The organism is Aeromonas piscicola (assembly GCF_000820005.1).
In the GTDB taxonomy this organism is placed as follows: Bacteria; Pseudomonadota; Gammaproteobacteria; order Enterobacterales; family Aeromonadaceae; genus Aeromonas; species Aeromonas piscicola.
On record NZ_CDBL01000018.1, the window covers coordinates 104,498 to 117,168 of the forward strand.

The 12,671-nt window shown below is 62.3% G+C and carries 13 protein-coding genes and 1 pseudogene; 7 read left to right on the forward strand and 7 right to left on the reverse strand.

The window, feature by feature from the left end; translation table 11 throughout:
• Positions 1 to 39: 39 nt before the first annotated feature.
• Entirely contained in the window at positions 40 to 720 is a 681-nt protein-coding gene (locus BN1128_RS03920; RefSeq protein ID WP_042866444.1) for a DUF2987 domain-containing protein, read from the reverse strand.
• A 72-nt stretch (positions 721 to 792) separates the two neighbouring features.
• A complete protein-coding gene (locus BN1128_RS03925) occupies positions 793 to 1,539 on the reverse strand; it encodes a DUF2189 domain-containing protein (RefSeq protein ID WP_042866445.1) in 747 nt (248 codons plus the stop codon).
• A 350-nt stretch (positions 1,540 to 1,889) separates the two neighbouring features.
• On the opposite strand from BN1128_RS03925, the gene BN1128_RS03930 reads away from it, so the two are divergent.
• The 7 genes from BN1128_RS03930 to BN1128_RS03960 all read left to right on the forward strand — a co-directional run bounded on the left by BN1128_RS03930 (position 1,890) and on the right by BN1128_RS03960 (position 8,597).
• Positions 1,890 to 2,507, forward strand: a complete 618-nt coding sequence (locus BN1128_RS03930) for a glutathione S-transferase family protein (RefSeq protein WP_042866446.1) — start codon at positions 1,890 to 1,892, stop codon at positions 2,505 to 2,507.
• A gap of 207 nt (positions 2,508 to 2,714) precedes the next feature.
• The gene (gene rbsD, locus BN1128_RS03935; RefSeq protein WP_042866447.1) at positions 2,715 to 3,134 is read left to right on the forward strand and encodes a D-ribose pyranase; all 420 of its coding nucleotides are present in this window, start codon (positions 2,715 to 2,717) and stop codon (positions 3,132 to 3,134) included.
• A 21-nt stretch (positions 3,135 to 3,155) separates the two neighbouring features.
• A complete protein-coding gene (gene rbsA / locus BN1128_RS03940) occupies positions 3,156 to 4,685 on the forward strand; it encodes a ribose ABC transporter ATP-binding protein RbsA (RefSeq protein WP_042866448.1) in 1,530 nt (509 codons plus the stop codon).
• A complete protein-coding gene (rbsC, locus tag BN1128_RS03945) occupies positions 4,682 to 5,647 on the forward strand; it encodes a ribose ABC transporter permease (protein ID WP_042866449.1) in 966 nt (321 codons plus the stop codon). The genes rbsA and rbsC overlap by 4 nt, the downstream gene beginning before the upstream one ends.
• A 21-nt stretch (positions 5,648 to 5,668) precedes the next feature.
• The gene (rbsB, locus tag BN1128_RS03950; protein ID WP_042866450.1) at positions 5,669 to 6,544 is read left to right on the forward strand and encodes a ribose ABC transporter substrate-binding protein RbsB; all 876 of its coding nucleotides are present in this window, start codon (positions 5,669 to 5,671) and stop codon (positions 6,542 to 6,544) included.
• 110 nt (positions 6,545 to 6,654) lie between these two features.
• Positions 6,655 to 7,587: a ribokinase gene (rbsK, locus tag BN1128_RS03955; RefSeq protein ID WP_042866451.1), complete on the forward strand. Its 933-nt coding sequence runs from the start codon at positions 6,655 to 6,657 to the stop codon at positions 7,585 to 7,587.
• Positions 7,587 to 8,597 (forward strand): substrate-binding domain-containing protein, encoded by a 1,011-nt coding sequence (locus tag BN1128_RS03960; RefSeq protein ID WP_042866452.1) that lies wholly within the window; start codon positions 7,587 to 7,589, stop codon positions 8,595 to 8,597. The genes rbsK and BN1128_RS03960 overlap by 1 nt, the downstream gene beginning before the upstream one ends.
• 61 nt (positions 8,598 to 8,658) lie before the next feature.
• Here the strand turns inward: BN1128_RS03960 and BN1128_RS03965 are convergent, their stop codons facing one another.
• The 5 genes and pseudogenes from BN1128_RS03965 to BN1128_RS03985 all read right to left on the reverse strand — a co-directional run.
• A complete protein-coding gene (locus tag BN1128_RS03965; protein WP_042866454.1) occupies positions 8,659 to 10,311 on the reverse strand; it encodes a GGDEF domain-containing protein in 1,653 nt (550 codons plus the stop codon).
• On the reverse strand, positions 10,311 to 10,787 hold the full coding sequence (locus BN1128_RS03970; RefSeq protein WP_042866493.1) for a putative pterin-binding protein: 477 nt from the start codon (positions 10,785 to 10,787) through the stop codon (positions 10,311 to 10,313). Before BN1128_RS03970 ends, BN1128_RS03965 begins: the two co-directional genes overlap by 1 nt.
• Positions 10,788 to 10,874: 87 nt before the next feature.
• Positions 10,875 to 11,648 (reverse strand): Sir2 family NAD+-dependent deacetylase, encoded by a 774-nt coding sequence (gene cobB, locus BN1128_RS03975; RefSeq protein ID WP_042866455.1) that lies wholly within the window; start codon positions 11,646 to 11,648, stop codon positions 10,875 to 10,877.
• 90 nt (positions 11,649 to 11,738) lie between these two features.
• Positions 11,739 to 12,338, reverse strand: a complete 600-nt coding sequence (locus BN1128_RS03980; protein WP_042866457.1) for a GNAT family N-acetyltransferase — start codon at positions 12,336 to 12,338, stop codon at positions 11,739 to 11,741.
• 3 nt (positions 12,339 to 12,341) lie between these two features.
• A pseudogene (locus BN1128_RS03985) lies at positions 12,342 to 12,671 on the reverse strand (response regulator); the annotation flags it as partial.

A 12,671-nucleotide genomic window follows, 5' to 3' on the forward strand; every position in this document is an offset into this window, starting at 1 on the left:
CAGGCGCTCCTTTTTTTATCTCACTGGCAAGCGGCTGGCTCACTCCTTGTGCAGCCAGGGAGTCAGTCGCAATATGTCGCCCTGCAGTTGCAGCTTGCCCGCGGCGAAATCCGCCAGCTGCGCATTGCTGAGCAGCAGTTGCCCCCCTTGCCAGGAGAGCGCTTGCTGGCGTGCACCGTCGACCAGATAGGCGGTGCCAGTCGGTTGTACCAGGGTCACCCGCACGCCCGCCATCTCGGGCAGGAAATACTTGCCGACCATGCCGGCCAGCTTGCTCAGCAGGGCCTGCATATCCTGCTGACGCTTGGCCACCTCGGCCACCTTGAGATCCCACTGGCTGCCTGACACGGGCTGCACATCGGCCATCACCTGCACCGACAGATCGCAGGCCGTGTGCGCTTCGGTCAACCCCACCACCACGGTCGCCTTGTCCAGATTGAGATCATCGTCGTAGGGCAGCCGCAGCTCGCTGTCTACCGTCACCTCGGCGGTCACGTCCCGATCCAGGGTCGAGACCCGGGCCGTGGTGAGCAGGCAGCGCTGGCCTTTTTGCGGATCGGTCAGATAAAACCCCAGCCTTGCGTGACCAAACTCTCCCTTGGCGAAGGTCTTCATCTGGCTGTAGAAGGTGCTGTACTGCAGATCCAGTGAAGGTTGTGCCAACCCCAGGGTAGGCAACAGCAGCAAACCAGCCGCCACGCCATGTCGAGTCCTCTTCATATGCCATCCTTTTGCATCGCGCACTCGTCATGCGCTGAAATGTGCCTGCGCCATCGTCTGGCCTCAGGCTTGCTATGCGTTGAAATGATCGGGACCTTCGCTCACTTCCGTCACTTCCGTCACTTCGACCGCGACCCCGCACAGATCCCGATAGAGGATGCCCTTGCAGTTGAAGTAGAGGGGTGCCACCCAGACAAGGCCCAATCCCATGGGGATCAGCGCCAGGAAAAACAGCGCCAGCATGACGCCGTGCAGCAGCACTATGCTGGGCCAGCCACGGGCAAACAGCTTGAGCGACACCAGAATGGCTTGCGCCGGCGACAGGCCGCGCTCCAGCACCAGCGGCACCGAGAACACCAGTCCCATGCCGATCAACGCAGACGGGATGAAAGCCAGCACCACCGGCAGGCCCACCAGTTCAAACAGGGGGCCGAACAGGCTGGTTAGCATGCTGCCCAGCAGGCTCAGGCTGCCGAGACGCAGGAAGTGGCGAAAGAAATCGAATACCTGGCTCGGACGGGCACGCACACCGACCGACTGCTGCAATCCCAACATGTCGAGGGACGAGGTCATGGGTGACATCATGATGGTGATAAGCAGGCTCAGCACCAGGGCTATGTCCATTCCCCCCTCCTGATTGAGGTAGGGGGCCAGCAGGGTATTGCTCAGCAATATCCAGATGGCCGTGACACCGACGATGGCCAGCAACAGGCCGAAACCGGTGCGCCGCGTCTGTTGCCAACTCTCCTGCAATACCCCCTTGAGGTCGAGACGATATCCCTGACTCAGGGATTGTTCGAGGGAACCACCGATCCGCATTTTATTACTCAATTGACTATCCAACATCAGAAAAACCACTATTCAGGGAGCACATTATAGCGATTTGACCCGGCATGCGTAGCCGTTTTTCCCCTTATCTGCTGACCAAAAAGTCTTTGATTTCATAAGGGCCCGTCATCGCAGTCAGCGCCGCTTCCGTCCGGGACAGATTATCCACGCCAGGATCATGCCCCCCATCCGCATCAGCCGTCGGGCCCCCCCCGTGGGGGTGCGCTCCCTGTCTTGGCCCACCGTGGCGATGAGCGTAGGATGCCAGAAGATGTCACCCGCTTCTGCTCGCCGCCTCCATCCGTATTGTCCGGTGGCGACCGCTTCACAAGGAGAATTGCATGTCTGATTTGACCCTGTATCTCGCCCCCGGCACCTGTGCCATGGCCGTGCACATAGCCCTGACCGAGGCCAAGGCCCACCATCATGTCAAGGTGCTCGACCTGGCGGCCGAGGAGCAGCGCTCCGCCGCCTACCTCGCCATCAATCCCAAAGGCCGGGTGCCGGCTCTCGTCACCGAGCGCGGCGTGCTGACCGAAACCCCGGCCTTGCTGCTTTATGTGGCGCAGCGCTTCCCTAACGCCCGGCTTGCACCGCTGGACGATCCCTTCCTGCTGGCCCGCATGCAGGAGGTGAACAGCTTCCTCGCCTCAACCGTTCACGTCGCCCATGCCCACGGTCGCCGTGGCAGTCGCTGGGCCGATGACGCACAGGCCATCGCCGCCATGCAAGCCAAGGTGCCGCAAAACATGCGCGATGGCTTTGCCGAGATTGAACGCCACTATTTGGTCGGCCCCTGGGTACTGGGAGAGAGTTTCAGCCTGGCCGACATCTATCTGTTCGTGGTCGCCGGCTGGCTCGAGAGCGATGGCGTGGCCATCGGCGAGTTCCCCAGGGTAGCGGCACACTATCAACAGATGCTGGCACGCCCCGGCGTGCAGCAAGCCCTCGCCCTCTAGCCCGGTATCTGCGGGTGTCAGTGCTCTGTCTGGCACCCTTTTTCCCCCTCCCCATCCCCTGCATTGAGATCGTTTTCACATTTCTGCCATCTCACTGTGGATCGCGCGGGCCTTAGGGCCTATCTTTCTCGCATGACGCAACCGGTTGCGTAACCGGTTGCCTGGATGAACATCAGATATGCGGACGCGAGTCTGCCGAGGTGCTGTATGAAACGAGGCAAGCTGCTCAATGCTCCCCTGAGTGCCCTGGTGGCACGGATGGGTCACACCGACGAGATCACCGTCTGCGACGCGGGCCTGCCCATTGCGGCGGGGCCGGAGCGCATCGATCTGGCGCTGATGGCGGGCACTCCCAGCCTTGACACTGTGCTGACCGCCCTGCTTACCGATCTGGTAGTGGAGAAGGTGATCATGGCGAGTGAGATAAAACTGATCAGCCCCGCCGCCCATCAGGCGCTCGTAGAGCAGATAGAGGCGCACGCGGCTGCCCAAGGCAAGCCCATCACCATCGAATACTGCCTGCACGAGGCGTTCAAGACCCGCTCCCGCCAGAGCAAGGCGATCGTGCGCAGCGGCGAGGTCACCCCCTACGCCAACATTATTCTCTGCGCCGGTGTGGCGTTTTAAGCCTCTTCAAGGAAGCTGCAAATGAGCACAACCTCCTCCCCCTCACCCATTCTCGAGCTCACCGGGATCGTCAAGACCTTCCCCGGTGTACGTGCTCTCGATGAGGCTGGCCTCAAGGTATACCCGGGCCAGGTGATGGCCCTGCTCGGCGAAAATGGCGCCGGCAAGTCCACCCTGATGAAGGTGCTGACCGGCATCTATCAGGCCGATGCGGGCAGCATCAGTTATCGCGGCCAACCGGTGCACTTCAAGGGTCCCCGCGACTCCCAGGATCAGGGGATCAGCATCATCCATCAGGAGCTGAACCTGCTGCCGGAGCTGTCGATTGCCGCCAACATCTTTCTCGGCCGCGAACCGCGCACCCGTTTTGGCAGCATCGACCACAAACAGTTGCGCGAGCGGGCAAGCACCCTGCTGGGCCGCCTCGGCGTCAAGCACGGGCCGGACACCCGGCTCGGGGATTTGTCGATTGGCGAGCAGCAGATGGTGGAGATCGCCAAGGCACTGTCGTTCGATGCCAGCGTCATCATCATGGATGAACCCACAGATGCACTGACCGACACCGAAACCGATCAGCTGTTTGTGGTTATCCGTGAGCTGCGTCAGCAGGGCTGCGGCATCGTCTACATCTCCCACCGCCTCAAAGAGATCTTCCAGATCTGCGACCGGGTTACCGTGCTGCGGGATGGCAAGTGGATCGGCGAGAAGGCGGTGAGCGAGCTCGATGAAGACAGGATCATCGAGATGATGGTGGGTCGTCGGCTGGAAGAGCAGTATCCCCGTCTGCAACGAGAGCTCGGCCCCGTCAGCCTGCAAGTGAAAGATCTGGCCGGCCCCGGCGTGCGCGGGGTGAGCTTCTCCCTGCGTCAGGGTGAAATTCTGGGCTTTAGCGGCCTGATGGGATCTGGCCGTACCGAGTTGATGAAGCTTATCTACGGTGCCAGCCCCATCAGCGCCGGTAAAGTGGAAGTTGACGGCCACGCGCTGGTGCCGCGCAGTCCGGCCGATGGGCTGGCCGCCGGCATCGCCTATATCTCCGAAGATCGCAAGGGAGATGGCCTGGTGCTGGAGCTGTCGGTGCGCGAAAACATGAGTCTGTGCGCCCTCGGCGAGTTCATCAGCCACGGCAAGATTGACGGCAAGGCCGAACGGCAGGCGGTGAGCGACTATGTGCGCCTGTTCAACATCAAGACCCCGAGTCAGGATCAGCTGATAAAGCTGCTCTCGGGCGGCAACCAGCAGAAGGTCGCCATCGCCAAGGGGCTGCTGACACGGCCCAAGGTGTTGATCCTGGACGAGCCTACCCGCGGGGTCGACGTGGGGGCCAAGAAGGAGATCTACCAGCTCATCAACCAGTTCAAGAAGGAGGGGATGAGCATCATCCTGGTCTCCTCCGAGATGCCGGAAGTGCTCGGCATGAGCGATCGCATCATGGTGATGCACGAAGGGCGCATCAGCGCAGAATTCATCTCCGCGGACGCCAATCAGGAGAAACTGATGGCGGCGGCAGTCGGTAAACAGTGGCAATCAGAGCAAGAGGCCTCCCAATGACAACCCAAACCCTTCCCCGCCGCGGCATCATGAGCAAGGCCTGGTGGATCGAGAACAAATCCCTGGTCGCCCTCTTGGTGCTGATTGGCGTGGTCTCGGCCTTAAGCCCCAACTTCTTCACCGCCGACAACCTGCTCAACATACTGCGCCAGACCTCGGTCAACGCCATCATGGCGGTCGGCATGACGCTGGTCATTCTCACTGCCGGTATCGATCTCTCGGTCGGCTCGGTGCTGGCCCTGTGCGGCGCCCTGGCGGCGACCATGGTGGCCATGGAGCTGCCCATCTGGCTGGTGGTGCCCCTCACCCTGGGGGCCGGTGCCCTGCTTGGCGGCGTCAGCGGTCTCATCATCGCCAAGGGCAAGGTGCAGGCCTTCATCGCCACCCTGGTCACCATGACGGCCCTGCGCGGCGTGACCATGGTCTATACCGAGGGGCGTCCCATCTCCACCGGTTTCAGTGACGGCGCCGATCACTTTGCCTGGCTGGGTACCGGCTACCTGCTCGGACTGCCTGTGCCCATCTGGCTGATGGCCATCGTCTTCCTGCTGGCCTGGTTCATGCTCAACCACACTCGCCTCGGCCGTTACATCTACGCTCTGGGCGGCAACGAGTCAGCCACCCGCCTCTCCGGCATCAATGTGGCCAGGGTGAAGCTGGCGGTGTATGGTCTGTGCGGCGCCCTCTCAGCGCTGGCAGGTCTTATCGTCACCTCCCGCCTCTCCTCGGCCCAGCCGACTGCGGGCATGGGTTACGAGCTGGATGCCATCGCCGCCGTGGTGCTGGGTGGTACCAGCCTGATGGGGGGCAAGGGTCGCATCATGGGGACCCTGATCGGGGCACTCATCATCGGCTTCCTCAACAACGCCCTCAACCTGCTCGACGTCTCGTCCTATTACCAGATGATCGCCAAGGCCAGCGTGATCTTGCTCGCCGTGATGATCGATAACAAAAGCAAATAAGCACACACAAGGAATGAAATGATGAAAAAGCTCAATACCCTGCTCGCTGCCGCCATCATGTCCGTGCTGGGCACAGCCCAGGCCGCCGATCACACTCTGGCCATGGTGGTCTCCACCCTCAACAACCCCTTCTTCGTCACCATGAAAGAGGGGGCCGAAGCCAAGGCCAAGGAGCTTGGCTACGAGCTGGTGGTGCTGGACTCCCAGAATGACCCGGCCAAGGAGCTCTCCAACATGGAAGATCTCGCCGTGCGTAAGGTCAATGCCATCCTGATCAACCCGACCGACTCCGAGGCCGTGGGCAACGCCATCCGCCTGGCCAACAAGGCCAACATCCCGGTGCTGACCCTGGACCGTGGCGCGGCCCAGGGGGACGTCAAGGCCCACATCGCCTCCGACAACGTGGCCGGCGGCAAGTTGGCTGGCGACTTCATCACCCAGAAACTGGGGGCCGGTGCCAAGGTCATTCAGCTTGAAGGGATCGCCGGTACCTCGGCCGCCCGCGACCGTGGCGAAGGTTTCGCCCTGGCCGTGGCCGCCAACAAGCTGGAAGTGCTGGCCTCCCAGCCCGCCGACTTTGACCGCACCAAGGGTCTGAACGTCATGGAGAACCTGCTGGCGGCCCACCCGACCGTGCAGGCCGTGTTCGCCCAGAACGACGAGATGGCGCTGGGTGCCATCCGCGCCGTGCAAGCTGCCGGCAAAGAGGTGATGATCGTCGGTTTCGACGGCACAGACGATGGCAAGGCCGCCGTGGCCAAGGGTAAACTGGCCGCCACAGTAGCTCAGCAGCCGGCGCTGATCGGTGCCATCGGCGTAGAAACCGCCGACAAGGTACTCAAGGGCCAGCCGGTGGAAAAATCCATTCCGGTCCCGCTGCAAGTGGTCAGCAAGTAAGCTGATGGGGGGAGGTTCGCCTCCCCCTTTGCCTCTCCTGTCTTCGATTAACCGTGCTGCTTGGCTTGGGCCCACTCAAGCCAAGATGTTCCAAATCAAGGGTGATAAGAATGAATCGTCTCGTTGTTCTGGGCAGTGTCAATGCAGACCATGTGCTGCGCGTTCCCCACTTTCCTCGCCCCGGTGAAACCCTGACCGGCCACAGCTATCAAGTCGTCCCCGGTGGCAAAGGCGCCAATCAGGCGGTCGCCGCCGCTCGTCTTGGCGCCCCCGTCGCTTTTATCGCCCGCATCGGCGATGACGCCATCGGCCACCAGATGAAAACGGGCTTTGCTAAAGACGGCATCGACGTCAGCGCCGTCGAACTCGACGAGCAGCTTCCTACCGGCATCGCCATCATCTATGTGAGCGACGAGGGGGAAAACAGCATAGGCATCTCCGCCGAGGCCAACGGCGCCCTCTCTCCTTCCATGGTCAAGCGCCATGAAGCCATGATTGCCGATGCCCATACCCTGCTGCTGCAGCTGGAAGTGCCGCTCGAAAGCGTGTTTGAGGCCGCCAGCCTGGCTAGATCCCACGGCACCCGGGTGGTGCTCAATCCGGCGCCCGCCCGTCCGCTCCCGGCCGATCTGTTGGCGCTGGTGGATCTCATCACCCCCAACCAGACCGAGGCCGAGCTGCTGACCGGCGTCAAGGTGACCGACGAGGCGAGCGCAGCTCAGGCGGCCACCCGCTTCCACCAGATGGGGATTACGGACGTGATGATCACCCTGGGCTCGCAAGGGGTCTATTGCAGCAACGCCCGGCAGCAACAACTGATCCCGGGTTTTCGGGTCGAGGCGGTGGACACCACGGCTGCAGGCGACACCTTCAACGGCGCCCTGCTGGCGGCAGAATTGGCCGGAGCGAACTTCAACGACGCGGTACGCTTTGCCCACGGCGCGGCAGCACTCTCTGTCACCAAGTTCGGCGCCCAGAGCTCGATCCCGAGCAAGGTTGAGGTCGACACCTTCCTGCTTGCCCAGACTGCGCAGGGGCACTGATGGCCAACATCAAGGAGGTGGCGGCGCGGGCCCAGGTCTCTACCACCACCGTCTCCCACGTCATCAACGAAACCCGCTTCGTGGCCGAGGAGACCCGGGAGCGGGTCTTCGCCGCCATGCGCGATCTCAACTATGCCCCCAGCCTGGTGGCCCGCAGCCTCAAGGTGAAGGAGACCAACAGTATCGGCATGCTGGTCACCACCTCCAGCAACCCCTTCTTCGCCGAGGTGGTGCGCGGGGTGGAGCGCTACTGCTTCGAGCAGGGCTACAACCTGATGCTGGGCAACACAGAGGGGCAGGCCGAAACCGCCCTCTCCTACCTGAAAATGATGCTGCGCAAACGGGTCGACGGCCTGCTGATCATGTGCAGCGAAGGGCAGCAGGAGGTGTTCAACCAGCTCGACTGGCTCAAGAGCCTGCCGGTGGTGGTGATGGACTGGGGCATGGAGAGCAAGGACGTGGATCTCATCGCCGACAACTCCCATCGCGGCGGCTACCTGGCCACCCGCCACCTGCTGGCGCTCGGTCACACCGACATAGGCTGCATCACGGGTCCCCACAGTCGCGCCCCCGCCAATCAGCGCCAGTCCGGCTTCGAGCAGGCGATGAAAGAAGCGGGGCTGACCATCAATCCGGCCTGGATCCAGGAGGGCGATTTCGACTGCGCCAGTGGTTTCAGTGCCATGCAGCGGCTGCTGGCCCAGCCCAAACGGCCAAGCGCCCTCTTCATCTTCAACGACATGATGGCCATGGGGGCCATCAGCGCCGCCCATCAGGCGGGCTTGAACATACCGCAGGATCTCTCCATCGTCGGCTATGACAACGTGGCGCTGGCGCAATACCTGTCACCGCCGCTCACCACCATCAATCAGCCCAAAGAGGAGCTGGGTCGCCTCGCCGTCACCCGGCTGCTGGCGCGGATCAACGGGGTGGCGGTGGATAATCATCTGATCACCGTCGATCCTGACTTGGTGATCAGACAATCCTGCGCGCCCTTCCCATCCCCCTGATTTTCTAAACGCATCATGCAAAAAGGGCGATCCTATGGGTCGCCCTTTTTATTGCAGCCAGTCAGGACTGCTGCCGCTCAACCTGCGCAACCGGGGCCAGGCGTATCAGGCCCAGTCTCTGCGCCAGCGGCTCCAGCAGACCAGCATGAGCCGACGCCACCGGCAGCCAATAACGCAATGGCCAGCCCGCCGCCAGCAAGCCCGGCGTGCTGCTGCCAATGTCGCAGAGCGCCAGGGTACAGGCGCACTGGTTCAGCTTGGCCAGCAGGGCGGCATCGTGCTGCAGGCTTGGCAACAGCAGGATTGGTTCGACATGGGCCAGCGCGGGCAGATAGGCCAGCACATGGGCCAGCTGAGCCTGATGCGTGAGCGCGATCAGCAGCGGCTGCGGCTCACTGCCGGCAGGCTGATCATGCTCTTGCAGCAGCCGCGCGATCACGGGCCCCAGTATGCCGCCCTCCTGCAACCAGCCCATCTCGCAAGGCGCCAGTGTCTCCTGCCAGCGCAGTGACAAACCGGTCGCCGCAGCGCCGCTCTCGCTGCCAAACCGCTGGGTATCGACCACCAGAGGAGAAGGCGCCAGGTTTGCAAGCCAGTCCCGCAACTGGTGCAGCTGGCGCTGGGTCAGTTGCAACTGCAGCTGCATCCCGGGTTCGAACCAGGCGAGATCCCCATCGGCATCGCGCTTGGCCTGGTTGAGAGCCAAAATGGCCTGATCCAGCAGCCGCTTGGGATCCGGTTCCTCCTGCACCTGGGCAACCCCCAGCCGGCACGCCAGCTCGAAACTGCTCTCCCGGGTCACGAACTCGAAATGGAGCAGGCTCATCAGCGCCTGGATCTGCGCAGCCATGCTCTGCCGCCCAGCGGTCAGGATCACAGCAAACTCATCCCCTCCCAGCCGGTAGGCATGACCGCCATGGGCTTGCTGCAGCTTGTCCGCCACCGTTTGCAGCAATCTGTCTCCCACCTGATAGCCGAGCAGATCGTTGACCTGCTTGAAGCGCTTCAGATCGAGCACCACCAGCGCCAGGGCATGGGAAGAGTCCAGCGAGCGTGCCAGCTGTTCCTGCAAGGCGCGGCGATTGCCGAGCCGGGTCAGGGGATCGAGCAGGGAGAGGCGCCGGTTTTGCAAGTTGGCACGAATGAGGGCAAACACCAGAGTCCCACCGGTCACCAGCAGGATCAGTTGCCAGATCTGCAGCCAGAACAGGCTGCTGCGGATCTGGTTGACCGAGACTTCCCGCTCCTGGCCGGAGAGGATCTGATCGCCAATCTGCTCAATCTGGCGGGTCTGCTCGACAATCTGGGCCTGCAACCGCTCGAGTCCGGCCCCTTCTTGCAGCTGCCCGGCCTGTATCTGGGGTTCGAGTCGCTTTATCTGCTCGAACAGTTCGGCCAGCGCCTTGCCCAGTCCGTGACGTTCCCGCGCATCGGCGGTCTCGCTGCTGATGAGGAAGATATCCAGCCGGTTCCACAACAGATCGTAATTGAGGCTCAAGGTCGCCATCTCCAGCTGCCCGGCCCGATAGAGGCGCAAGTCATAGAGGAAACGCTGGGATTCCAGCATCACCTGGCTGATGTTCCAGTGGATGTTGCGATAGAAGGTATCGACCAGTTGCTCCTGGCGGTGTTGCAGATAGAGCCCGCAACCCGAGGAGAACAGAAACAGCAAGGTGATCGAGACCAGCAGCAGGTTATGGCGCTGACGACCCATCAGTCGATGATCTCGATGCGGGTCACCTGCCAGACCATGCAGTTATGAATGGGGGGAATGTCCAGTTTGGGGTGGCTGGAAAACGGGATCAGCAGCCAGAGCGGCCCCTTGTTGCGCCGGGTCAGCGGCTTGTCATCCTCGTGGCGGACCAGGGTCAGGGGCACACCGTCAAACAGGGCCAGATCCACCACCTGCTGATAGCCGTTGAGGGCCGAGACGGCAATCTTGCTGGCACTCGGAATTCCCTGCGCCGCCAGTACGGCCGCCAGCGTCGGGCCGCGATAATGGTGCAAGCCCTGGGTCCAGGGCGTGGTGGTGGTGAACTCGGTTTGTGGCAGGGCGTCCAGCGCCGCGTCATCGAGCGTGAGCTGCTTGCCATTGGACAACATCAGCGTCATCAGGGGAATCGATGCCAATGCGCTGGCGCTGGCCAGCATGAGGAGGAAAAAAGCGATCCATTGCTTCACTGTGGTCATGATGATTTGCGCCAACTGCGTCCCATATTTGGGTTGCCAGTGTGGCGATTTCACCATGTCATTGCAACTGTGGCATTGCACACTAGCTCAGGATCCGCGCATCTCCATCCAGTTGTGACCGTCGATCTGTTTGGGTTGATGCACACCGCAACGTTGCAGCAACTCGTCAACGAAGGCGGGCACCAGCAGGGAGGCCGGCCCGTAGCGTTTCTCGTCAAACTGGCTGCCCACCTCGCTCGGTTCCAGATTGAGCTCTATGGTATGGGCACCATTCAGCCCGGCCTCATGCACGAAGCCGGCGGCGGGATAGACCGCCCCCGAGGTGCCGATGGAGATGAAGAGGTCGCACTGGGCCAACGCGCCATAGATGCGATCCAGCCCCAGCGGCATCTCGCCAAACCAGACCACGTGCGGGCGCAGCGGCTGGGGGAACTGGCAACAGGAGCAGAGTTCATCCTGATGGAGATCGCCGAGCCATTCGATCACTTGCCCCGACTCGGGGCAGCGGGCCTTGAGCAGTTCCCCGTGCATGTGGATGAGGTTTTTGCTGCCCGCACTCTCGTGCAGGTTGTCGATATTCTGGGTCACCAGGGTGACTGTGCCAGGCAACAGGCGCTCGAGGCGTGCCAGGGCATAGTGGGCAGGATTGGGGTGGATCTGCGGCTGCTGCAGCTGATGGCGGCGCGAGTTGTAGAAGCCTTGCACCAGGGCGGGATCCCGCGCGTACCCTTCCGGGGTCGCTACATCCTCCACCCTGTGCTCTTCCCACAGACCGTCGCAGGCCCGAAAAGTCTTGATGCCGGATTCGGCAGAGATCCCGGCGCCGGTAAGGATGACGATGTGTTTAGCTGACTGCACCATGATGGATTCCCTCTCACCGCATACAAGGCTGACCTTAGCACAGAGCGAAAAACAGGCCTATTCGCCCTTGGTCTTATAAGGATACCCGCGTCACAGGGTATCGAGCACGCTCAGATCGAGTCGGACAAACACCAGCTCCCGCCCCGTCACCAGAGTGAGCGGCAGCCCCAGCCCGCGCAGGAGTGCCAGCATGGGGCGATTCTGGGCCAGCACCTCTGCCGTCCACTCCCGAATGCCTTCGGCGCGCGCCAGCAGCGCCAGTGCCAGCAGGATGCGCCTGCCCGCCCCCCTGTGCTGGAAGTGATCCGCCACCAGGCAGGAGAACTCGGCCCGATCCGGGTGCAGCCGCCGCCGGATGGATTGGGCCTGGGCCAGCGGCAGCCCCAGACCATCGGTGAGCAACAAGCCTATCTGGGGCGCTCTGGGATAGTCGAGAAAGAAGGCGAGCTGATCGACGGTTGGGGGCTGTTTGGCCCGCATGAAACGCAAGTAAATGGTCTGCTCACTCAACGCCTCATAAGCCGCCTTGATAGATTCGGGATCGGCCCCCGCCAGCTCTTGCAACCGGCAGGGGATGCCCCCCACTTCCATCATCAGCGGCAAGGATGCCCGCGAGGTGGGATGCAGCCAGCCGGACAGGCTGTGGCGCAAGCGCGCCTCATCGGGAGGCCAGCATAGATAGCGAGGCACGGGTTACCAGCGCCCCGTCATGCCGCGATCGCGCCACAACTCGTTATCAAGCAGGTTGAAGGGATCATCCAGATAGAGGGCGATGCCGAGCTCCCTGGCCCGGTTGATGAAGCGCCCCAGCAGGGAGTCCGGCGTCATGGCCTCCAGCCCGGGCAGCAGACTCTGCCCCAGCAGCAGGTGCTGCAAGGGCATCCGCTCCAGCAGATCGAACGGCATATGCTGGTCATTGTCGAGCAGCAAAGCGAGCCTAGCGCCAGCCAGACTGGCCTGCAACACCAAGGCAAACCGCTCCGCTTGACTGAGCAGGTGGTCACGGCGGTGAATGACCAGGGT

Excerpts from the sequence above, each read along its gene's own strand:
- BN1128_RS03970 (WP_042866493.1), bottom strand. The coding sequence starts at position 10,787 with ATGACCACAGTGAAGCAATGGATCGCTTTTTTCCTCCTCATGCTGGCC.
- rbsD (WP_042866447.1), top strand. The coding sequence starts at position 2,715 with ATGAAACGAGGCAAGCTGCTCAATGCTCCCCTGAGTGCCCTGGTGGCA.
- BN1128_RS03965 (WP_042866454.1), bottom strand. The coding sequence starts at position 10,311 with ATGGGTCGTCAGCGCCATAACCTGCTGCTGGTCTCGATCACCTTGCTG.
- cobB (WP_042866455.1), bottom strand. The coding sequence starts at position 11,648 with ATGGTGCAGTCAGCTAAACACATCGTCATCCTTACCGGCGCCGGGATC.
- BN1128_RS03925 (WP_042866445.1), bottom strand. The coding sequence starts at position 1,539 with ATGCGGATCGGTGGTTCCCTCGAACAATCCCTGAGTCAGGGATATCGT.
- BN1128_RS03960 (WP_042866452.1), top strand. The coding sequence starts at position 7,587 with ATGGCCAACATCAAGGAGGTGGCGGCGCGGGCCCAGGTCTCTACCACC.
- BN1128_RS03930 (WP_042866446.1), top strand. The coding sequence starts at position 1,890 with ATGTCTGATTTGACCCTGTATCTCGCCCCCGGCACCTGTGCCATGGCC.
- rbsC (WP_042866449.1), top strand. The coding sequence starts at position 4,682 with ATGACAACCCAAACCCTTCCCCGCCGCGGCATCATGAGCAAGGCCTGG.
- rbsB (WP_042866450.1), top strand. The coding sequence starts at position 5,669 with ATGAAAAAGCTCAATACCCTGCTCGCTGCCGCCATCATGTCCGTGCTG.
- BN1128_RS03920 (WP_042866444.1), bottom strand. The coding sequence starts at position 720 with ATGAAGAGGACTCGACATGGCGTGGCGGCTGGTTTGCTGCTGTTGCCT.
- rbsK (WP_042866451.1), top strand. The coding sequence starts at position 6,655 with ATGAATCGTCTCGTTGTTCTGGGCAGTGTCAATGCAGACCATGTGCTG.
- rbsA (WP_042866448.1), top strand. The coding sequence starts at position 3,156 with ATGAGCACAACCTCCTCCCCCTCACCCATTCTCGAGCTCACCGGGATC.